The organism is Proteus penneri, from assembly GCF_022369495.1.
GTDB lineage: Bacteria > Pseudomonadota > Gammaproteobacteria > Enterobacterales > Enterobacteriaceae > Proteus > Proteus penneri.
The window spans coordinates 2529784-2552441 of record NZ_CP059690.1 but is presented as its reverse complement, the minus strand read 5'-3'; the positions used below and the strand labels follow the sequence as shown (position 1 = coordinate 2552441).

General features: G+C 37.3%; 18 protein-coding genes. 11 read left to right on the top strand and 7 right to left on the bottom strand.

Features of this window, described 5'->3' with window-relative positions:
* The first annotated feature begins 649 nt into the window (after positions 1 to 649).
* The 5 genes from H1225_RS11595 to H1225_RS11575 are packed head-to-tail and all read left to right on the top strand — an operon-like array spanning position 650 to position 6688.
* Entirely contained in the window at positions 650 to 2317 is a 1668-nt protein-coding gene (locus H1225_RS11595; RefSeq protein WP_072065125.1) for an acyl-CoA synthetase FdrA, read from the top strand.
* Positions 2318 to 2329: 12 nt separating this feature from the next.
* The gene (locus H1225_RS11590; protein ID WP_006534051.1) at positions 2330 to 3595 is read left to right on the top strand and encodes a YlbE family protein; all 1266 of its coding nucleotides are present in this window, start codon (positions 2330 to 2332) and stop codon (positions 3593 to 3595) included.
* Between the two features lie 42 nt (positions 3596 to 3637).
* Entirely contained in the window at positions 3638 to 4465 is an 828-nt protein-coding gene (locus tag H1225_RS11585; RefSeq protein ID WP_072065123.1) for an oxamate carbamoyltransferase subunit AllH family protein, read from the top strand.
* Between the two features lie 47 nt (positions 4466 to 4512).
* Positions 4513 to 5418: a carbamate kinase gene (locus H1225_RS11580; RefSeq protein ID WP_109400195.1), complete on the top strand. Its 906-nt coding sequence runs from the start codon at positions 4513 to 4515 to the stop codon at positions 5416 to 5418.
* A 25-nt stretch (positions 5419 to 5443) separates the two neighbouring features.
* Positions 5444 to 6688: an MFS transporter gene (locus H1225_RS11575; RefSeq protein ID WP_006534048.1), complete on the top strand. Its 1245-nt coding sequence runs from the start codon at positions 5444 to 5446 to the stop codon at positions 6686 to 6688.
* Positions 6689 to 6746: 58 nt separating this feature from the next.
* Here H1225_RS11575 and allS read toward each other — a convergent pair whose 3' ends face one another.
* The 6 genes from allS to H1225_RS11545 form a co-directional block, all read right to left on the bottom strand.
* Positions 6747 to 7661, bottom strand: a complete 915-nt coding sequence (allS, locus tag H1225_RS11570) for an HTH-type transcriptional activator AllS (RefSeq protein ID WP_239739132.1) — start codon at positions 7659 to 7661, stop codon at positions 6747 to 6749.
* Between the two features lie 354 nt (positions 7662 to 8015).
* The gene (locus H1225_RS11565) at positions 8016 to 8837 is read right to left on the bottom strand and encodes a CPBP family intramembrane glutamic endopeptidase (protein ID WP_161670804.1); all 822 of its coding nucleotides are present in this window, start codon (positions 8835 to 8837) and stop codon (positions 8016 to 8018) included.
* A gap of 318 nt (positions 8838 to 9155) precedes the next feature.
* Complete coding sequence (locus H1225_RS11560) at positions 9156 to 10091, bottom strand: phosphatidate cytidylyltransferase (RefSeq protein WP_109400192.1); 936 nt, start codon at positions 10089 to 10091, stop codon at positions 9156 to 9158.
* Complete coding sequence (locus tag H1225_RS11555) at positions 10078 to 10800, bottom strand: lysophospholipid acyltransferase family protein (protein WP_072065119.1); 723 nt, start codon at positions 10798 to 10800, stop codon at positions 10078 to 10080. Before H1225_RS11555 ends, H1225_RS11560 begins: the two co-directional genes overlap by 14 nt.
* A 3-nt stretch (positions 10801 to 10803) precedes the next feature.
* Positions 10804 to 11466 carry a CDP-alcohol phosphatidyltransferase family protein gene (locus H1225_RS11550; RefSeq protein WP_161670805.1) on the bottom strand — a complete coding sequence of 221 codons (663 nt, stop codon included), beginning with the start codon at positions 11464 to 11466 and terminating at the stop codon, positions 10804 to 10806.
* 941 nt (positions 11467 to 12407) lie between these two features.
* Complete coding sequence (locus H1225_RS11545; protein ID WP_109400190.1) at positions 12408 to 13043, bottom strand: response regulator transcription factor; 636 nt, start codon at positions 13041 to 13043, stop codon at positions 12408 to 12410.
* A gap of 466 nt (positions 13044 to 13509) precedes the next feature.
* Between H1225_RS11545 and H1225_RS11540 the strand changes: the two genes are divergently transcribed.
* On the top strand, positions 13510 to 14505 hold the full coding sequence (locus H1225_RS11540) for a LacI family DNA-binding transcriptional regulator (protein ID WP_006534039.1): 996 nt from the start codon (positions 13510 to 13512) through the stop codon (positions 14503 to 14505).
* 29 nt (positions 14506 to 14534) lie between these two features.
* Here the strand turns inward: H1225_RS11540 and H1225_RS11535 are convergent, their stop codons facing one another.
* On the bottom strand, positions 14535 to 16001 hold the full coding sequence (locus H1225_RS11535; RefSeq protein ID WP_006534038.1) for a glycoside hydrolase family 32 protein: 1467 nt from the start codon (positions 15999 to 16001) through the stop codon (positions 14535 to 14537).
* A gap of 272 nt (positions 16002 to 16273) precedes the next feature.
* On the opposite strand from H1225_RS11535, the gene H1225_RS11530 reads away from it, so the two are divergent.
* The 5 genes from H1225_RS11530 to adk all read left to right on the top strand — a co-directional run bounded on the left by H1225_RS11530 (position 16274) and on the right by adk (position 22645).
* Positions 16274 to 17221: an aminoimidazole riboside kinase gene (locus H1225_RS11530; RefSeq protein WP_072065114.1), complete on the top strand. Its 948-nt coding sequence runs from the start codon at positions 16274 to 16276 to the stop codon at positions 17219 to 17221.
* A 232-nt stretch (positions 17222 to 17453) separates the two neighbouring features.
* Positions 17454 to 18365, top strand: coding sequence for an EamA family transporter RarD (gene rarD, locus H1225_RS11525; protein ID WP_109400187.1), 912 nt, complete (start codon positions 17454 to 17456; stop codon positions 18363 to 18365).
* A gap of 122 nt (positions 18366 to 18487) precedes the next feature.
* Complete coding sequence (gene purT / locus H1225_RS11520) at positions 18488 to 19675, top strand: formate-dependent phosphoribosylglycinamide formyltransferase (protein WP_109400186.1); 1188 nt, start codon at positions 18488 to 18490, stop codon at positions 19673 to 19675.
* Between the two features lie 260 nt (positions 19676 to 19935).
* On the top strand, positions 19936 to 21819 hold the full coding sequence (gene htpG / locus H1225_RS11515; RefSeq protein ID WP_161727558.1) for a molecular chaperone HtpG: 1884 nt from the start codon (positions 19936 to 19938) through the stop codon (positions 21817 to 21819).
* A gap of 181 nt (positions 21820 to 22000) precedes the next feature.
* Positions 22001 to 22645, top strand: coding sequence for an adenylate kinase (gene adk, locus H1225_RS11510; RefSeq protein ID WP_161670807.1), 645 nt, complete (start codon positions 22001 to 22003; stop codon positions 22643 to 22645).
* Positions 22646 to 22658 lie beyond the last annotated feature (13 nt).

Here is a 22658-nt window from a genome sequence, read left to right as displayed (position 1 = left end):
TTAAGATGTAACTAAGTTAACTTTTTTAAAAGAATAAGCTATACAGTTTGTCTGTGAATGTTTTACTAACAATATGAAATTAAGAATTTAATTTAAAACTATTAAGCAGTAACTTAAATCATAAAATTTATATTCTTTTTATTTTAAACCCATGTTAAATACAAGGTTTTATCTTATGGATTTAAATGAAACTAAAAATAATGGATAATTTTAAAAGTTAAAATAAAAATATATTTTTTTATTTGTTGATAATAATTTCTTACTATTGTATGTTGTAAAATTGTAAACTCATTATCGTTTATATTTGTTTTATATGAGCTTTTTATTGCAACAAATGTTTCCTTATTGTTAAATTTATCTCTTTGTTTTTAGGTTCTATTCCTGAATTAATAAACTTTTCTCATCATAATTTATTTAATAAATACCGTTCGATTAAATAAAAATTTTTTACAATAAATAAGTGTGACTTCTGTCACTCTACTTTTCAATATTTCTTCAGTATGTTTATACGCAGAGATTAGAAATTAATAAATCAGACATTTATTTATATTGCTTAATAATTTAAGCAAATAGGCTTCTTATTATCAAAAAAACGAAATGCAAATAGATATGTGCTGTTACATATATTAAATGCGTTAAGGATATCATAATGATCCATGCTTTTATTAAAAAAGGGAGCTTTCAGGATTCAGTAAGCCTGATGATTATTTCCCGAAAATTAAGTGAAGCCCCAGAGGTGGAAGAAATTTCCGTCATGATGGGAACACCAGCGAATAAATCTCTTCTCGATGTCACCGGTTTCTGGCATGACATGTTTAACGAAGCAACACCGAATGACATTTGTGTTTCGATTAAAGCGGAATCAGACGATCCTGCCATTATCGATATGATCTCTACGGCATTAGAAGAAGCTCTTGCAGAAATTGCAAGTGGTCAAAAAGGTGGTAACAAATTAACGACAGTACGTAGCTGGCGTACTGCTAAACAAAAAAGCACTAATGCCAATATGTTACTTATCTCTATTGCTGGTGAATATGCCGCGGAATTGGCTGACACGGGCTTAGAAGATGGTTGTAACGTTATGCTGTTCTCTGACAACGTTTCTATCGCAGATGAAAAAGCATTAAAAGAAAAAGCAGCTGCAAAAGGTCTGATTGTGATGGGACCTGACTGTGGTACGGCAAATATTGCAGGAGCTCCTCTTGCTTTCGCTAACATTGCACCGAAAGGCTCAATTGGTATTGTTGGCGCATCAGGGACAGGTATTCAAGAAATTACCTCTCAAATCGTTTTACAGCGCCAAGGTATTTCTCATTCAATTGGCCTAGGTGGTCGTGATTTAACAGAGCAAATTGGTGGTATCAGTGCGATCACTGCTATCAATATGTTGGCGGCAGATCCTAATACGCGTGTTATTGCTTTTGTTTCTAAGCCACCAGCGCCTGCTGTTCGCCAAAAAATTATTGCCGAAATGAAACGCCATAATAAACCGATTGTGGCGCAATTCTTAGGTACAACACCTGAGAAATTCCAAGACGACAATATCTATTTTACTCGCACGTTAGATGAAACGGCGCGCATTGCGGCTGAATTAGCACGTGTTGAAGATATCGCAGCGGAATTACCAAAAGTTACAGGTAAGAAAATTATTGGTCTTTATGCCGGTGGTACGTTAGCGGCTGAATGCGCCATGTTGTTATCTGAAAAACTTAATGTTGAAGTCGATAACGAGCATAAACAAGGCACGATGCTAGATGCTGATGGTCACAAAATCATCGATATGGGTGATGATTTTTATACACAGGGTAAACCACACCCAATGATTGACCCATCTACTCGTAACAAATTTATCAGTGAGCTAAGTAATAAAACAGAAGCTGGCGTGTTACTGGTTGATTTTGTTATTGGTTATGGTGCAACTCAAGATCCTGCCGGCGCGTTAATTCAAGAAATCAAAAAACTGAATGAAAAACGTGGCGAAGCTAATCCATTAATCACCATCGCAACGATCACTGGTACTGAAGACGATCCACAAAACCGCAGCGAACAGCAAAAACAGCTAAAAGAAGCGGGCATTATTGTCATGGATACGTTGCCAGAAGCGGTTTTATTAGCAAAAGAATTAATCCAGCCACATCCAGCAGAAGCACATGCTGAAGTGCCACCACTGCTTAACGGGATCTCTGTGATCAACGCAGGATTACGTAGCTTTGCAGACGATCTGCAATCAAGTGGCACCCCTGTTGTGCATTATCAGTGGGCACCTGTCGCAGGTGGCAATAAAAAACTGGCTGAAATATTAAAGAAATTGAAATAAGGAATTGCAGATATGTACTCAACTATCGAACAAGCGAATGAAGCAGTTATCGAACGTATCCGTGAAGCCCGTCCTCACTGGTGTGATGTTAGCTTAGCAAAAGAAGTTGTTCCTGTTTTAGAAACGGGTAAAAAATTACTTCACGCAGGTCCACCAGTAACTTGGGGTGAAATGAGTGGTCCTGTTCGTGGTGCATGTATCGGTGCTTCTTTATTTGAAGGCTGGGCAGAAACGGAAGAACAAGCATTAGCGATGTTAGAAGCAGGGGAAATCGAGTTTATTCCTTGCCATAACGTGAATGCAGTAGGCCCAATGGGTGGTATTACTTCTGCTCATATGCCAATGCTGGTTATCAAAAATCACATTCATGGTAACTACGCTTACTGCAACATGAATGAAGGTATCGGTAAAGTGATGCGCTTTGGAGCTTATGGCCCTGATGTGCAAGAGCGTCTACATTGGATGCAAAAAAGCTTAGCGCCAGTATTAAAAGCAGCGATTGCCACTTTCGAAAATGGTATTGACCTGACTGCAATTATGGGTCAAGCAATTACTATGGGTGATGAATTCCACCAACGTAATATCGCAGCTTCAGCCCTGTTACTGCGTCAATTGGCACCAGTATTAAGTACATTAGATTTTGAAGATGCTGAAATCACAAAAGTGACTAAATTCCTGAGCATTACCGATCAGTTCTTCCTGAACTTAGCAATGGCTTACTGTAAAGCGGCGATGGATGCAGGTGCTCAAATCAAGCAAGGCACTATCGTTACTGTTATGACCCGTAATGGTAGCAACTTTGGTATCAAAATCAGTGGAATGGGCGACCAATGGTTTACTGCCCCAGTAAATACACCACAAGGTCTGTTCTTCTCTGGTTTTAGTCAAGCAGATGCAAATCCAGATATCGGTGACAGTGCAATTACTGAAACTTTCGGTATTGGTGGCGCAGCAATGGTTGCCGCACCGGGTGTAACACGCTTTGTTGGTGCATCAGGTGGTATGGATGCAGCACGTGAAGTGACTGAAGAAATGGCTGAGATCTACCTTGCTCGTAACATGATGTTGCAAATTCCAACTTGGGATTTCCAAGGTGCATGTTTAGGATTAGATGCTCGTCGCGTTGTTGAAACGGGTATTACACCACTGATTAACACGGGTATTGCACATAAAGAGCCGGGTGTTGGCCAGATTGGTGCAGGTACTGTACGCGCACCTTTAGGTTGCTTTGAAAAAGCGATTGTTGCATTAGCAGAAGAGTTAGGCATCGATGCTTAATCGTGCTTTGTAACGATAAATCACAGCAATAAAGGGGGCATTATGCAAATTCAAGCACTTCAAACCAGCCAGCATATCACTGACTTTGAAGGTGAGATTAAATGTGTGGGCATTTATGATCATGCTTTGAATTTCATTTGTCCTCAACAACGCTTAATCACTTTTCATCGCGAAGGAAGAGGATTAAGCCCGATGGGATGGTTATTGAAACAAGATGATTTCGATTATTTTGCTAAACAGTGCCATCCCTCGGTCATGATGAGTCTAAAAGATCATCAAGCCATACTTGCAAATAAACTCACTCTACTCGCAGGTCAGAGAGAGGATTTACGTTTACAAGATAAAGCGGAACTAGATTTGCGTTGGTTAGAAAGTTTTTTTTCTCTGCTCTCACCCTCGATTGCGACAGGGTTATATGGGCCATTAAAAAATTATCGCCAAATCGCGCAACTTAATGAAATTAAATTATTAACTAAGCTATTTCATAATCAGTTATTAGGCAATGCTGTTAACTGGGCTATTTTTACAGGGAAAGGCCCCGGGTTAACACCAAGCTCAGATGATATGCTGGTGGGTATGTTATTTGCGCATTATTTAGCAGAGCCAGAAAATAAACTTAATAATTTTTTTTATAACACACCGCCTTTATCTGAATTGACCACCGTTGTCAGTAAGCATTATTTGGAATATGCCACCCAGGGAATATTTTCTACCTATCTCATTCAACTAGGTAAAAAAATAAAGAATAAAGAGATTATTTTTAAGGATATGTTGGAAATACTCTCTATTGGTCATCATTCCGGTGCAGATACATTACTGGGATTATGGATTGGTTACCAAACTAAAAAACAACAACAGCATATTTATTAATTTTTTTTAATAAAAGAATTTATATAAACATTCGGATACGGATAATTATGAAAACAATTGTTATTGCTTTAGGCGGAAATGCATTATTGCAACGCGGAGAAATTTTGTCTGCTGAAAATCAATATAAAAATATTGAATTGATGTCAGAGACAATTAATAAATTAGCTAAAGAGTATCGTGTTGTATTAGTACACGGCAATGGGCCTCAAGTTGGATTGCTTGCACTACAAAACCTGGCATATCAAGCTGTTCCAGCCTATCCGTTGGATATTCTAGTGGCTGAAAGCCAAGGTATGATTGGTTATATGATGATGCAAAAAATTAATCAAAATAACCCAAATCAAGCTATTACAACGGTAATGACACGTGTTTCTGTTGATATTAATGATGAAGCATTTAACGATCCAAGTAAATTTATTGGCCCTATTTATGATGAAGCTGATAAAGAAGAATTAATTGCGAAGTATCAATGGACATTTAAACAAGATGGTAAACATTACCGCCGTGTTGTGCCATCACCAACACCGAAAAAGATTATTGATATCGAAGCAGTAAGACTTTTATTAGATAAAGGTCATATTGTTATTTGTGGTGGTGGTGGCGGTATTCCAGTTAACAACACAAATAATGAATTTATTGGTAGTGAAGCGGTTATTGATAAAGATTTAACAGCGGCTTTAATTTCTCGTGAATTAAATGCAGAACACTTTGTTATTTTAACAGAGGCTGATGCTATTTATAAAAATTGGGGTACACCAGAACAAGCTGCAATTCGTGAAGCAACACCAGAAGAACTTGCACCAATGGCTGTCGCTGATGGCGCAATGGGACCAAAAATTATGGCGGTGAGTGATTTTGTTAATGCAACAGGGCAACAAGCTCATATTGGTGCATTACAAAATATTCAACAAGTTATTGAAGGTCAGTCTGGCACTTTAATTTATAAGTCTTAATAAAAATTCTTTCAGGAGCGTCATTATGAACGATGCACAAGTGAATGAGAAAGGCAAAGTCCCTTATTGGGTCAAACTGACCATTATCTTCTTCTTTGGTTGGATTGCACTTTATGGTAGTCGCGCCATTGTCGGCCCATTAATGGTAAATATTGGTGCTGAGTTTGATCTTACTAAAGCTCAACTTGGTTCTATCATGAGTATTTTCTTTATCGGATATACTGCACTCAATATTCCATCAGGCATGATTGGTGACTATTTAGGTAAGAAAAAAGTATTAGTAACAGGTGTTGTGCTCTTTGGTGGGTTCACCATTATTGCGGGTATGATGCCAACTTACGTGACCTTTATGTTTGCATGGGTCATGGTGGGGATCTTCCAAGGCTTCTATTATGGTCCTCAGTATGGCTTATCTTCAGAAGCGATACCGAAACATCGTATTACGCTAGGTAGTGCGATTATTAATAGTGGTATGGCATTTGGTCTGTCTATTGGTTATTACATCTCAAGTATTTCTGTGGGTGAGATGGGAATGAGCTGGCGTGCGCCGTTCTATATTATCGGTGTGCCAATTATCATTATTGGTTTGGTGATGTTATGGATCATTAAAGATAAACCCAAAGCACAACCTGCGACAGAAGCTGGCGCACCAAAACAGAAAGTTAAACTGACATTTAAAGATTTATTTGGTAATCGCAATATCAACCTTGCGTATGTCACTATCTTCTGTTCAATCTATGGTTTCTTTGTATTAGTCACTTGGTTACCGTACTACTTAGAAACTGAACGTGGAATTACAGGGACACAAATTTCAACTATCGCATCATTAATGCCGTGGTTTGCTATTCCTGGTTCACTTCTTTTTAGCTGGGTTTCAGATAAAATTGGTCGTCGTAAACCGGTATTACTGATTATGTTACCGTTGTCATTAGTCGCTATTTTGGCTGTGCCAATGTCAGAATCAATGCCTGTGTTAATTGGTGCGCTGATCCTTTATGGTATTGTAGGTAAAATCAGTACAAACCCAGTATTAGTTGCTGTAGTTGCTGATAACTCACCACGACATGCGTTAGGTACATCGTTTGGTGTTTATAACTGTATTGGTATGTTGGGTTCGGTTTTTGCGCCAACACTAACGGGTTTCTTATCAGATAAAACAGGAAGTATGGACTCAGGTTTCTACTTTGCCGCTATTCTGATTTGTATTGGTATTGTGGCAAGCCTCTTTATTAAAGAAAGCAACAATAATAAAGAAGAAGCAAAAGCGTAATTCTTTATTCAGATAATTACTGAATTAGCAGCAAAAGGGCAAACTTCGGTTTGCCCTTTTAATTTAAAGGATCGTAAAACGATTGCACGCTGGGATGATTTTGCTTAAATAATTCCACTAAATGACTGACTACCGCACCTTTTTTATCTTCACACCAAGCTAAAGAAAGTGGTGAATTATGACGACGATTTCTTACTTCTTTGGCAATTAGCTGCCCACTATCAATAAGTGGTTTGCACAAACTTAATGGTAAAAATCCGATACCGACGCCTTTTAAATGACAGGCTAATTTGGTGTGTAAATCAGGAACGCGAATTTCGTGCTGACCCGATAAGCGCCATGCTGTACGTTTAGAAAGATGGCGAGACGTATCCTCGACGTTTACTGCAGAATACATACGCATTTGATCATCACTTAATACACCACTGATATTGGCTAAAGGATGATTAGGCGCGACAACAAATTGCCATTGAATTTCGCCCATAGCACATATGTTAATATTATTCTTAAGGGATTCATTACCCGTCACACCGATAGCAAAATGATAATCTTCGTTAATAAGCGCATCCCAAACCCCCATATAGACTTGGCGAGTAATATGAAATTGGGTAGACGGAAAACGTTGATGAAGACAAGCCAACATACTGGCAACAGCAGTGCGATCATAGAGAAGATTATTAATGACAATATTGACCTGATGTTCGACACCTGCGTTCATTTGCTGAAGTTCCACAGGCATTGACTCTAACCATACAATCCATTGGCGACATTTCTCTAATAGATATTCACCCGCAGGCGTGAGTGTCACGGTTCTTGTGGTGCGATTAAAAAGTTGGGTGCCGATATTTTCTTCTAATGTTTTTATACGGTAACTAATCGCAGCTGATGTCTTGTGAAGAACATCTGCTGCTTTGGTAAAACTTTGGCAATCGGCAACCTGAATAAAGGTACGGATCATTTCTTGGTCTAACATATCTTTTGTCCTGGTAATAAGAGAGGCAAAATATCAGCAGAGAATGCTGAATTTAAAAAAGCAAATAGAGCAAAGCTTACCTATTTTTTCTTAGGTCTATACCGCAAAGTAAGACAACTTCTTATCGTGTTAATGGATGTTATTATTTTTGACTTATTGTTGTTTGCCGTATGAAGTTTTGATTATTTATAGATAAGCGATAGAGCATACTAACAAAAATTTCACCAGATGATGGGCGCAAATAAGAGTATCTGTGTTCTATTTATGTGATAGCTTTCACGTTTCACTTATCCTTTTACTGATGAAGTTAAGATATCAGTAAAAGGCAGTGAAGATCAGAATAAAAAATAGAGATCACGCTATTTTAAATGGGTAAGTAAAAAAGAGCAGGTGAGTCAGATTAAGCGCAAAGTGAAATAGCGTTGAAACCCAAAGCCGACCACTCCACATCCAAGCTAATCCATAAATAACACCTGCCAACGAAGCGAAAATAACTAATAGTATTCCTCCTGCAATGTGCGCAAGGCCAAAGATTATCGCTGCAATTAATAGCGCAACATAAGGAGGAAGGTAACGTGATAAGGTTTGCTGAATAACACCTCTAAATAATGCTTCTTCAGCAAGTGATACAAAAAAGAGGTTTGCGAGAATAAATGCAGGTAACCATGATGGTAAATGCAATTCAATTGCTAATCCTCCCAGTTTTACAGCGATTAATAGCAATGCAGGAATAGCAATAATTAGTATTGCCCACTGTAATTTATTTGCTTTTTTTAATGGTTCGCAAACAAAAAGCGTAGGAATAAAGATCAGAAAAATAAAAGGTAATAATGCTTTATCGGCATTGAAATAAAAAGAAAAAGGGGCGCTTTTCATCCCTATAATGGCATGTGAAAGGTAGCGTAAATTGTTAAAACCAGGAATAAGATGAAAGGCTAAGCCACTAGCAATGATAATAAGAGCAAAAATGATAATTGCCCGAAGCAGTGGTTGTGTTTTATAACGGGAATAAGCAAATGTTAATAACAGAATACTAAAGATAATCGGCAAAGTTTGCCATGTAATAACATCTGTTATAAACGCGCTAAGTGCTGTAAAAATGAGTGTAATAAATGCAATAGTGCGATTAAAACCCAAAAATAACAAAGAAAAAGCAAGAAGTATCCAAGTGATCATAATTTTAAAGGAGCTAAAATGAAAAGGAGCGCTAGGGTAAAAGATAGCAGCCTTCTAGGCTATCATTATAAATAAAATAGTAGAGAAAGCAGACCTCTTTATTCACAATGTTTTTATTTAATTATTTGATTTATATGTAAAATACTTAGTATTGATTTTTAATCTAAAATTAAAACAAATGTTTAATTTATATAATGATTGTCAATTTGTGATATTGAATTAGTATGAGAAAAAAGATGAGTATAAAAATGCCGATAGTTTTAATATCGGCATTTTAGTCTATATAGGATAGTTTACTTTTGATTAAACAAAGTAAAACTAAACGTAAAAATAGCGAATAACATGGAAGAAAATAGGGGCTGCAAAACAGAGGGAATCCATTCTATCCATCATGCCACCATGACCTTCTATCATTGTGCCAAAGTCTTTTACACCACTGTCTCTTTTTATCGCTGACATACATAAACCACCAGCAAAACCCGCCAATGTAATAACTAAAGAGAGTAAAAATGCTGCCCACCATGAGAAAGGCGTTGCCCACCACAACATCATACCAATAAGACTAGCCGAGATAATGCCGCCGAAAAAACCTTCGACTGTTTTATTTGGGCTTAATTTAGGCACGATAGGATGTTTGCCAAATAATTTACCAAAGACATATTGGAGTACGTCAGAAACTTGTACCACAATCATTAAAAAGAGCAGTAGGTTAATATTACGACCTTCAAAACCTTCAATTGGCAACATTAATAGTGCAGGAGCATAACTCAGGCAATAAATGGCTATCATTACACTCCATTGCACTTTTGCCATACGCTCTAAGAAATGGCGGGTATCACCTGAAAGTGCCATGCGTGTTGGGATTAATAAGAAGGCGTAAACAGGGATAAATACCGCCATTAAGTTATACCATTGCACACCAACAAGAATGTATTGGAGAGGCAATATAACGAAGAAACACCAGAAGAGCGCTTCATGATCGCCACGATGTGTGGGGGTTAAGGTGATAAGTTCGCGTAATGCAAGCCATGAGATAATAGCAAATAGGATGACAGATCCGATTGCCCCAATCCCTATTGCAACACCTGCAATAATACACATTACCCACCATGCGTTGATCCTTGAATTAAGATTTTTGATAGTGGATGTTGGGCCTTTTACTGCCGCTAAAATAGCGCCAATAATGCTGGCGATAATTAAGAAAGAGAAGAGTCCGATAAATATCCAGAGGACTTCGTTATTAATACGTTCCATTGTGTAGCTCCTCTAACGCATTTTTTGCTCTTACCAGAAACTCTTGTTTACTTTCATTTTCATGAGTTGATCCAATAGGGGCACCAAAAATTGCACTACAAATAACGGGAACAACTAAGCGAGAGCCTTTAGGTAGGACTCGATTTAAGTTTTCCAGATAAATAGGGACTAATTGCACATTCGGATTTTTACGAGAGAGATGCCAAAGTCCCGCTTTAAAATCTTGAATTGATTCGCCATTACCTCGAGTACCTTCTGGAAAAATAATTAAAGAATCCCCTCGGTCTAAAATTTCTTGCATCAGAGCAAGTGCATTGGTTTTATTTGGTGCAGATGATGCCGAGTCATTAGCGGGTTGTTTTACAACCTCTTCGCAAGAATTTTCTTCTTGTGGAAAATTCATTTTGGCAGCATGACGAGGGATAAGAATGGCTCTAAAGATACGACGAGATAAATAACGACGTAAGCGGTTTTTATTCCAATAATCTTCAGCGGCAACTGGATGAACATAAGGGCGAATATTGGGCGAAAGACAAGACCAAATAACTAAGCCATCAAGATGGCTAGAGTGGTTAGCGTAATAAATGCAAGGTGTATCTTTTGCAATAGGTGAGGTTTGTTTAGCGCGAATACCTGTTAAAAATCGACAAATAGAGACTAAGACGGATGATACCACTTTTGCATCGAAAGCAAGTTTTCCATTTTTCATTAATCAGACACCTTGTGCTAAATCCCGTAAAATTCGACGGGTTCTGAAAATTGTGGTCAGCGTTGAACCTAAAATAATAATCCATAATGAAATAAAAAAGAGCCATATTCCCCAAAGACTGGGAATAAATGCAGCAATAACAGCAACAGAGGTTAATAATGCCATTCGGTGTTGTTTTGCCATTGGGCCTGTAAATTGTTGCTCTAACCCACAAGCTCCACCTAATACGCGAACATAAGCGGTCATTACTGCAAAAAAAGCCCCCACCCAACTCAACGTAATGGCCATAGAAAAGTCAGGAGATAACCCATAACCAACACCCAAAATAATTAAAGTATCGGCAATTCTGTCTGGTAATTCATTATAAACAGCACCTACAGGGCTTTTCATACCTCCTTCGACGGCAACCATACCATCTAATAAATTACAAATGAGGCGACCTTGGATCATGATCGCGCCAAGGATCAGTAAGATTGAGCGTAATAATCCAGATGTGTAAAAGAGAGCACAAAAAAGTGATAAGGCTGCAAGTAATGCAAATACGACGCTAAATACGGAAATACCGTTTGGGGTTGCTCCTTTTTGTTGTAAGTAGCGACTACACTTTGTGGCCCAGTTTGTTTGCCTTGCTTTTATAGGACGGCGGTTTTTATCTTGAGCGTTCATTTTTCTTTTTAAAAAGCGAGTTAGGAGGGTATAGCATAAAGGCATTTGGACAAAGTGAGAATAAGAATAAACGTATAAGTTTGTCTTATGTTTTTTTGTGTGGATTAATTTATTCTTGTTATGCTCTTATTAAGATTATAAAACAATCATTAATATTCATTTGTTTTTATAGGTGTTAATACTTGTTCACAACTAGTATATTATACTTACATAAGACGATCATTTAATGATATTCTTTATTTGACTGTTATTAAGTAAAAATAATAAATGATGTATTACATTAATTAAACTATAAAGAGAATAAATTTCTTAAGTAAAATTGAGTATAAATGGAAATACTTATTATTATTTCTTATTTTACAGTTTAAATAATTACAATTAAAACGTTTTGGTTAGAATTTTCTTATAAAGAAACTCTTTTTTAGAGCTAAAATCAAAACGCATAAATAGTCTTTAAATGGGTATAAAAAAGAGACGAGGATTTCTTTTGTGTTATTTTTTAATCATTAATAATTTTCTTCGTGAAATAAGAATAAAGAAAATGAGAAATTAAAAAATAAGAATAATCATCTTTATAACAAGTAAAAAATGATTTATATCAAATTAATGCTTTCATCTTTTCTTGTGTTTCTATTATTAATAAAGAAAATCATAATAGTTATTAATAATAGAGATTATGAAAATGAGATATACGAGTGTTTTAAATTGAAATTAAACTACCCCTAATGAAAGGGGGCATCAAAATAAGTTGCCACCCTTTATATCGTAGAATGGTGTCTAACGTATTAATTATTCCCATATTAGGTGTAATTCATCCAAAATAGAATATTTTTAGAAGTACAGCTTTCTCTCATTAATAAAAGATAATGAAAGTTAAACAGGTCATATCGTTATATCGCTAGATAATACAACCTATTGATAAATAGAAATCACATTGTAAATTAGTTTGTTCTTAAGTCATATTTCTTAAAGAAATCATATTCTTGAACTAATTGTGGTAGTGATCTTATTCTCAATTTTGTATACATGTTTGAACGATGTACTTCAACTGTTCGAGGCGATAGCGAAAGTTTTTCTGCTGCTTCTTTACTCGTATTTCCTTCAAGGATCATCTCCATAACCTCTTTTTCTCTATTAGATAACTTACTAAATTTATCTTTTAGAGATATATATGTTCGGAATTGCTCAACTTCACTTTCATAATGTAGAAAAGATTCCGAGACAATATTAAGAAGTTCATTCACATTTAGAGGACGAGTTAAATATTCAAAAGCTCCTGATTTAAATGCGTTACGACAACTTTCAATGGAACTATCCCCAGAAATAATAATTATAGGGATAATGTTTTTCAATTTGTTGAGTTCTTTAATCAGTGCAATTGAGGGGGCTGCACTGCTTTTTGTATTAATTATGATGCACTCTTTATGAGCTCCTTTTGTCGATGAAAAATAGTATTTTAAGAAGGCCTGTTCATTTGAATAGGTTTTCACATTAGCCGCTAAAGAAGAAAGAACAGCTTTAAGTTGAACTTTTGTACTGTCCTCTTCAAAAGTGATTAAGTGGATTATTGATTCCATATGTTGCTCCTGATTTTACTTTGCTCTTACACTAAAAGTGAATGAGTAACGAAATTTGACTAATTTATAAGTTTTTTGTGTAGGGTAACATCCATGCAACGGAGCTATATTCAGAATATATCAAATTAAAAATGGTTAATACTTCTGTATTATATTATAGATAAAATATCAGAACTTTGTTTTGTTTCAATATTTGTATTTTATAGATAAGAATAATTAATTTCTATAATGAAGGGAGAAATAACTATTATTAATTGTAACTAAGTTTTTTCTAGTAAGTGATTTTAACTATATTAAACTCAATTGATAAGTAAAAAAATAATATATTTAGGTGTCTTTTTATGAATTAATTAATAGTCGCAGGTGGTTACAATACAACTCCCTTTGTGGCTTTTTGACTTTACTTCTTGTAAAATAGTACTTTATTTCTATTGACCCTTTTTAATAAACCAATCGAGCCAATACTATGGCGTCACTGAAAGATGTAGCTCGACTTGCATCCGTTTCTTTGATGACAGTCTCAAGAGCGATTAATAACCCTGAGTTATTAAAACCAGAAACACTGAAGCAAGTCCAAGATGCGATTGATCAACTTAACTATGTTCCAGATTATTCTGCACGAAAAATTCGTGGACAAGGAACAAAAGTATCATCAATTGGTGTTCTAGCAATTGATACCGCAACGACACCATTTTCGGTGGAAATGATTTTATCGATAGAACAAACTGCAAGAGAATTTGGTTGGAGTTCATTTGTTGTCAATTTGACTGCACAAGATTGTTATGAAAATGCAATTTGGCAACTTTTGGCTCAACGTCCAGATGGTATCATCTATACCACTATGGGGTTGCGTGAAATCACTGTACATGAAAAGTTGTTTGATAAGAATTTAGTGCTAGCAAACTGCTTGGATAAAACGCACGCTTTTCCAACTTATATTCCCGATGATTATCATGGGCAGTATTTTGCGATGAAAAAAGTCATCGAAAAAGGGTATCGCCGTCCTTTGTGTTTTTATATACCTGAAGAGTCAGTTGCAGGCCCTATTCGTCGTAAAGCGGTCGAAGATGCTTGGCTAGAAGCTGGGTTGCCATTGGCTGATCTGCAACAATATACGATGATATTTGGAGATGAGCACTATCGTGATGTGATTGAAATATTGAAAAAGCATTGTGTTCATCAAAAAGCTGACTTTGATATTCTCATTTGTGGTAATGACCGTATTGCATTTTTAGCTTACCAAGTTTTACTTTCTATGGGGTTACGTATTCCAGAGCAAGTAGCTGTTTTGGGATACGACAATATGATTGGTACAGGAGAGTTGTTTTATCCACCATTAACAACAGTACAACTTCCTCATTATGAATTAGGTAAAGAAGCGACATTGCATATCATTCAAGAAAGAAACCATAGAGATATCGTACACGTACCTTGTCAATTAGTTGAACGTGAGTCTATTTAAAGACTCACGTCTTACTTATCTTCTCAATATCAGTAAATACTATTTAGTTGCCAATATTCACCATTAATCAGTGTTGCATCACCATTCATAGCAAAAAGATGTAAAGCTTGGATATCTTGTTGAGCATAATATCGACTACTAAGGGTGAATTCCCCTTTATTTACAAAGACTTCAATTGATGAGCGATCAATAAAAATACGTAAATTTAATTCACAACCTTCAGGTAATGGAATGCTTCTAGCCCCACTTATATTATGCTGAGGGTAATGACGATTAAGCACTAAACGATTTGATTGATTATCTACAAAAAGCTCGAGTCCTTCACCTAGCCATAAGCCAAATTTCTCGGCTTGGCTGTCTAAAGACCATGTTAAATCGAGTTCGATAGCTGATGTGTTATCAATCAACTCTATAGATTGATGGCTTAATGTGAGAGGTTTAATGGTGTTTTTTTCTTGGCGTAATGATTCAATTTCTTTGACTGGCACCATACGTAAACGATTTTTGCTCTTATCAAAGGTAATTTCGCGAGGCAATGTGAAGCAACCAGCCCAAAACTCTGCTTTTGATGGCATGGGTGAATTCCACATATCCATCCAGCCCATAGAAACACGACGACCATCAGGAGTCATAAATGATTGTGGCGCGTAATAGTCATGGCCATTATCAAGTTCAATAAAGTGTCCTTGTGGTTTAAACGGTTGATTTGGTGACCACTTGCCAATTAATGCACCTGATTGAAAGAGGTTGCGATATTGATAGCCTTCAGCACGTTTTCCTTGTGGTGAGAAGACGATTGCAAATTCATTTTCTTGACTAATAGGAAAGAAATCTGGGCACTCCCACATATAGACATTTTTATCATCTGTTTTTCCTAAAACAGTGTAATCATTGTTCCACTGCTGGCCTTCGACAAATAAATTTTCGCTAGAGAAGAGTAGGACTTGTCCTTGATCTTTTTCATCACGCGCACCAACAACCATCCACCATTTACCTTCTTGATACCAGACTTTAGGATCACGAAAGTGCATATAGCCTTTAGGGGGTTCTAAAACGATGCCTTTTTTCTCAAAATGAATACCATCTTCACTGATAGCAACACATTGTGCTTCATAGATTTGGCTATCATCCCCTTCGGCGGCTAACCAATTGTGTCCTGTATAGAAAAGATAGAGTTTGCCTTCATGGCTAATGGCTGATCCTGAGAAACAACCACTTTTGTCGTACTCATCTCCCGGCGCTAACGCGATGGGTTGGTGTTGCCAGTGTATCATATCGGAGCTAGTGGCATGTCCCCAATGCATTGGCCCCCAATCTTGAGAATAAGGATGGTGCTGATAAAAGGCATGATATAAACCATCATGATAAATAAGACCATTAGGGTCATTTAACCAACCCGCAGGCGCAGCTAAATGAAACTGGGGATAAAATTTATTGCCTCGTTTTTCAATCAAAGTATTTAAGGCGTTTGTTGATTGTTCTAAGCGGTGTTTCATATCATTATCCTTATTCTATTTTAGAGTTATTAGTGTGTTTTTAAGAGCACAGAAAAGGTAAAGAACAGACTAATCACACTATTACTCTTGTTGTTAACGATAACATTTAGAGCGAAAAAAATACGATGCATGAGATTGACTTTATCATATTATCTTATTATGTTAACGTTATCAGTGTGGATTTACGAGCAATATCTTTACTTATTCGTTATGAATAGTCATAAAAACAGAATATAGTTAAGAAAAATAATTGCTTATCTTCAGGAGAGATTATGAAAGTCTGGTCTTTAGGTGACGCTGTTGTTGACTTGATCCCATTGCAAAACATGCAATATGAAGCATGCGCTGGTGGCGCGCCTGTCAATGTTGCTGCGGGCGTCGCTAAGCTTGGTCAACAAAGTGGTTTTATTGGACGTGTAGGTGAAGATGCGTTCGGCCATTTTATGCAAAAAACATTGTTTGACCTGGGGGTCGATACTCGCGCAATGGAATTTGATGAGTTTCACCGTACCAGCACTGTTCTTGTCTCTTTACAAGAAAATGGTGAGCGTGATTTTACTTTCTTAGTTGCTGAGTCTGCTGATCAATTTTTAACGGAAAAATCTTTACCTGCGTTTGAAAAAGATATTTTGCATTTTTGCTCTTTAGCATTAGTGAACTCCATTTGTCGCTCAACTTTGGATACGGCGATTAAGAGTATTAAAGAGACGGATTCATTGCTGAGTTTTGATATTAACTTACGCCCTCAAATGTGGCGTGATCACGAAGAAATGCGCGAAGTTATCGATAATTATGCGCATAAAGTTGACATATTAAAATTATCAGAAGATGAGCTTACGTGGATGACACAAGAAGTGACATTGAATAATGCCCTTAAAAAATTAGAAGATTATCCCGCGCGTTTAAAAGTGATCACCCAAGGCTCTAAAGGTTGTTTAGTTTTAACGCCAAATACTCAAATCGCATTGAGTGCTTTTACCGTTGAGTGTGTAGATACTACAGGGGCTGGTGATGCCTTTATGGCTGGTTTATTAGCGGCGGTGGCAGAATATGGTTTTGCAGAAGATGAGCAATATTTATCGAAAATAGTGACGCAAGCGGCGGCTTGTGGTGCTTTAGCCACGACTCAAAAAGGGGCGATAGCCGCGGCACCAAGTCGTAAAAAATTACGTGATTTTGTTCAGCAGCAACCACCTTTACATGTTAGGGAGATTTTCTAACAACTTACCTATTTTTTCTGGTTGTGGTTTTTACCACGGTTTTCCCTTAATGGTATTTTCCAACTCTCCATTTATAACTACTTTTCTCGGCGTCGTTATTTGTGGAGATTTTTTTTATCTTGTCTATGTCATCGTACTGATGTTTGATCAATCAGCGATGCTGATCATATTGTTCTGTCTATTTTAAGCGTATGATATTAAACCTTATTGACTTTTATTGATGGAACATTAAATGTGGGCTCAATCGGGCGCAGTATTAGCCATTTTTTCTTATATTCTTTGGGGAATAACGCCACTGTTTTATCGGCTGTTACCCGGAGCGCAACCGTTAGAAATGTTGGCTCAACGCTTGATCTGGTCTATCCCTCTTTTATTACTCGTACGACTCTTTATTAAAAATAGGACACGATGGCGCGTTGTTTTGCAGGATAGGCGCTCTATTTTTATGTGCCTATTTAGCTCAATGGCCATGGCCGTTTCTTGGTGTACATTTACCTATGCATTAACACATCAACAAGTATTAGAAGCGAGCTTGGGATATTTTATTAATCCACTTTTCTCTATTTTATTAGGAGTCATCTTTCTTAAAGAACAGCTTAATCTAGCAGAAAAATGGGCTGTTACCTTAATTTGTGCCGGAGTGGGGTATCAATTGTGGATGTACGGTGAATTACCTGTACTCGCTATCATGATGGGGGGCGCATTTGCTGTATATGGTTTGATCCGTAAGTTTATTCGTTTTGATGTGATCACTTCTTTATTTATGGAAACACTCTGGTTAATGCCATTAGCAATAGGCGTGACCATTTGGTTGTTTATGACAGATAAAAGCGCGCTACCTTCAGCAGATAATCTGACTCGTTTTTATTATGTTTTAACCGCACCTGTTACCATATTGCCATTATTGTTTTTTACTGCAGCCGTGAAACGAACGACGTTAACCGTTATTGGACTAGCGCAATATATAGAACCTACTATTCAATTTTTACTAGCTGTTTTCTTATTCCATGAAGCTTTTGATGAAGTTAAAGGTGTCAGTTTTTCTCTAATTTGGCTGGGGCTTTTATGCTGTATCTTGGCACTTATCCGAAAACGCCTTAATTATCTAAAAATCCAAAAAGGAAAACGCAGCCAAATTTTGTAATGGTTTTCTTTCTTCGATTGATTATTTTTGCCTGCCTATTTTTCTATCAAGTAAAATCCGTTATGCTACGCAAATGCAATCGTTTGCGTCATTGTGTTTTTGATAAATAGTGAGGATGAAGAATGACTGTGTTGGGTACGGCTCTTACCGCTAATGCGACAAAGGTAATGCTATTAGGTGCAGGTGAACTGGGTAAAGAGGTGGCTATTGAATGCCAGCGCCTAGGTATTGAAGTGATTGCAGTTGATCGCTATCCCAATGCACCCGCGATGCATATTGCACATCGCCATCATGTGGTGAATATGCTTGATAGCAATGCATTAAAGCTCATTATTGAACAAGAGCAACCTGATTTTATTGTTCCTGAAATTGAGGCGATAGCAACTTCGTTATTGGTTGAATTAGAACAAAAAGGGCAAAAAGTTGTTCCTTGTGCCCGCGCTGTAAAACTCACAATGGATAGAGAGGGGATCCGTCGTTTAGCTTCAGAAACATTACTTTTACCAACATCAAATTATCAATTTGTCGATGATGAAGTGAGTTTTAAAAAAGCCGCTTTAGATATCGGTTTTCCTTGTATTGTCAAACCAGTTATGAGTTCGTCGGGGAAAGGGCAAAGTGTTATCCGTAGTGAAAATGATTTAGCACATGCTTGGGCCTATTCTCAAGAGGGCGGACGAGCAGGAAAAGGGCGTGTCATCGTTGAGAAAATGATCCCGTTTGATTTTGAGATCACGTTATTAACTATTCATGCTGTTGATGGTATCCATTTTTGTGCTCCCATTGGTCATCGGCAAGAAAAAGGAGATTATCGTGAGTCATGGCAACCTCAAAAAATGAGTGATATAGCCCTTGCTAAAGCAGAGCATATTGCGAGTAAAGTGGTAAAAAATTTAGGGGGTTATGGATTATTTGGCGTAGAGCTATTTGTGCAGGGTGATGAGGTGTTTTTTAATGAAGTCTCTCCTCGTCCTCATGATACAGGATTGGTGACGCTAATCTCACAGGACTTATCAGAGTTTGCTCTTCATGTTCGCGCTTTTTTAGGTTATCCCATTGGTGGTATTCGTCAGTTAGGTAACTGTGCTTCAGCTGTGATTTTGCCAGAGCTACATAGCTCAAATATCGTTTATTCCGGTATTGAAAAAGCGTTGAAGGCGAACCGTCAAATTCGTCTTTTTGCGAAACCTGAAATTGCCGGCTCTCGCCGTTTAGGTGTTGTGCTTGCTCATGCTGATACAATAAAACATGCATTAGATGAAGCAATCGCAGGTGCCAACGCTATCATTGTTAATGACGCTCAAAAATAGCAATGTAACACAAATATTTTCTTATTTACCGCTAAGTAAACGCTATTAACTTAGCGGTAAAATCTGGCTTCTAGCCATTGAAGTATAAATATTCTGTAATTAAAAATATTGAGAAAAGTCATTTCACATTTTTATCTCTCTTAGGCATTTAATCAATTTTATTAGCTTAATTTTTTACTCGACCCTTGAAACTAGCTTAACTATCCCCACTTTTTACTCATATTGTTTTTTTCGCCAAATTAGGATTAATTGAGGTAAAAATGAGTATGAAAGGTCAGGAAACAAGAGGATTTCAGTCTGAAGTTAAACAACTTCTTCAATTAATGATCCATTCTCTTTACTCCAATAAAGAAATTTTCCTTCGCGAATTGATTTCTAACGCATCAGATGCGGCAGATAAATTGCGTTTCCGTGCATTATCAGATGCAGCGCTTTATGAAAATAACGGCGAGTTGCATGTGCGTATTTCCACTGATAAAGAAGCGCGTACTTTGACTATCAGTGATAATGGTATTGGTATGACTCGTGATGAAGTCATTGATAACCTGGGTACTATCGCAAAATCAGGAACAAAAGCATTTTTAGAATCTATCGGACAAGATCAAGCTAAAGATAGCCAACTAATTGGTCAGTTTGGTGTTGGGTTCTATTCCGCGTTTATCGTTGCAGATAAAGTGACCGTACGCACTCGAGCTGCGGGCGAAAGCGCAGATAAAGGTGTTTTTTGGGAATCTGAAGGTGAAGGTGATTACACCGTTGCTGATATTGAAAAGGCTGATCGTGGTACTGACATCACACTTCACTTACGTGAAGGCGAAGATGAGTATTTAGATGACTGGCGTCTGCGTAGCATTATTAGTAAATATTCCGACCATATTTCTTTGCCTGTTGAAATTGAAACGAAAAATGAAGAAGACGGCACAGTAACGTGGGAAAAAATTAATAAAGCGCAAGCACTGTGGACTCGTAATAAAGCCGAAGTGAGTGATGAAGAGTATAAAGAGTTTTATAAACATATCTCTCATGATTTTGCCGACCCATTAAGCTGGGTACATAACCGTGTAGAAGGTAAGCAAGAGTACACAAGCTTATTATATGTGCCTTCAAAAGCACCTTGGGATTTATGGAATCGTGAACAACGTCATGGCTTAAAACTGTATGTACAGCGTGTCTTTATTATGGATGAAGCTGAGCAGTTTATGCCTAATTACCTACGTTTTATCCGTGGGTTAGTGGATTCTAATGATTTACCGTTAAATGTTTCTCGTGAAATTTTACAAGATAGCTCTGTTACACGTAATTTACGCAGTGCATTAACTAAGCGTGCATTACAGATGCTACAAAAACTGGCAGAAAACAAGCCAGAAGAATATCAAGCATTCTGGAAAGAGTTTGGTTTAGTCTTAAAAGAAGGCCCAGCAGAAGACTCATCTAACATTGAAACAATTGCTAAATTACTACGTTTTGCGTCAACGCATAACGACAGTGATGCTCAAACTGTTTCACTGGAAGATTACGTTAGCCGTATGGTGGAAGGTCAAGAAAAAATCTATTACATCACTGCTGACAGCTATGCTGCTGCGAAAAATAGCCCTCATTTAGAGCTGTTCCGCAAAAAAGGCATTGAAGTATTGCTGTTATCTGATCGTATAGATGAGTGGATGATGAACTACCTGACTGAGTTTGATGGCAAATCATTCCAGTCTGTTAGTAAAGCAGATGAATCTTTAGATAAACTGGCTGATGAAGAGAAGCATGCAGAGCAAGAAGAAACAGATAAACAATTAGCTCCTTTCGTTGAACGCATTAAAACCTTGTTGGGCGACAAAGTTAAAGAAGTGAAATTAACACACCGCTTAACAGATACCCCAGCGATTGTGACAACCAGTGCGGATGAAATGACCACACAAATGGCGAAATTGTTTGCGGCAGCAGGGCAAGAAGTGCCAGAAGTAAAATATAACTTTGAGCTAAATCCAAATCATCCATTAGTGAAACAAACAGCAGAGTTAACGGATGACGCTTTATTTGCTGATTGGGTCAATTTATTACTGGATCAGGCTTTATTTGCTGAAAGAGGCTCTTTAGAGGATCCAAACCAGTTTATTCGCTTAGTGAATCAACTTTTAGTTCAAAAAGCGTAACTGTTTTCGTTTTCAAACATTTAAACCACGTTTCTCTGAAGAGAGAGCGTGGTTTTTTCTTTTTCGATAAAAATAAAATGCAATCGCTACCGTGATTTCTTGAGCGATGACCTCACAAAATGGTATGGTAATGCGTTTTCGAGTTTAAATATAAAAAATTAAATGCAAGGGGATTTACGCGATGCGTATCATTCTGCTAGGCGCTCCAGGCGCTGGTAAAGGCACTCAGGCTCAATTCATTAAAGAAAACTATGGTATCCCACAGATTTCAACTGGTGATATGTTACGTGCGGCAGTAAGTTCAGGTTCAGAACTAGGACTGAAAGCAAAAGCACTGATGGACAATGGCCAGTTAGTTACAGATGAATTAGTTATTGCGTTAGTTAAAGAGCGCATCAAGCAAGACGATTGCCGTAATGGTTTCTTGTTGGATGGGTTCCCAAGAACAATTCCACAAGCTGATGCAATGAAAGAAGCAGGTATCAATGTGGATTTCGTACTGGAATTTGCTGTACCTGATGACATCATTGTTGAGCGTATCATTGGTCGTCGTGTTCACGCACCATCAGGTCGTGTTTATCATGTGAAATTTAATCCACCTAAAGTGGAAAATCGTGATGATGTGACGGGTGAAGAATTAACAACACGTAAAGATGACCAAGAAGAAACCGTTCGTAAACGTTTAGTTGAATACCATACTCAAACAGCACCGTTAGTTTCTTATTATCAAAATGAAGCTAAAGCAGGCAATGCGAAATACTTCAAAGTTGATGGTACACAAAAAGTAAGCGAAATTAACGCTGAACTGAAAAGTATCCTTGGCTAATTTGTCATTGTGA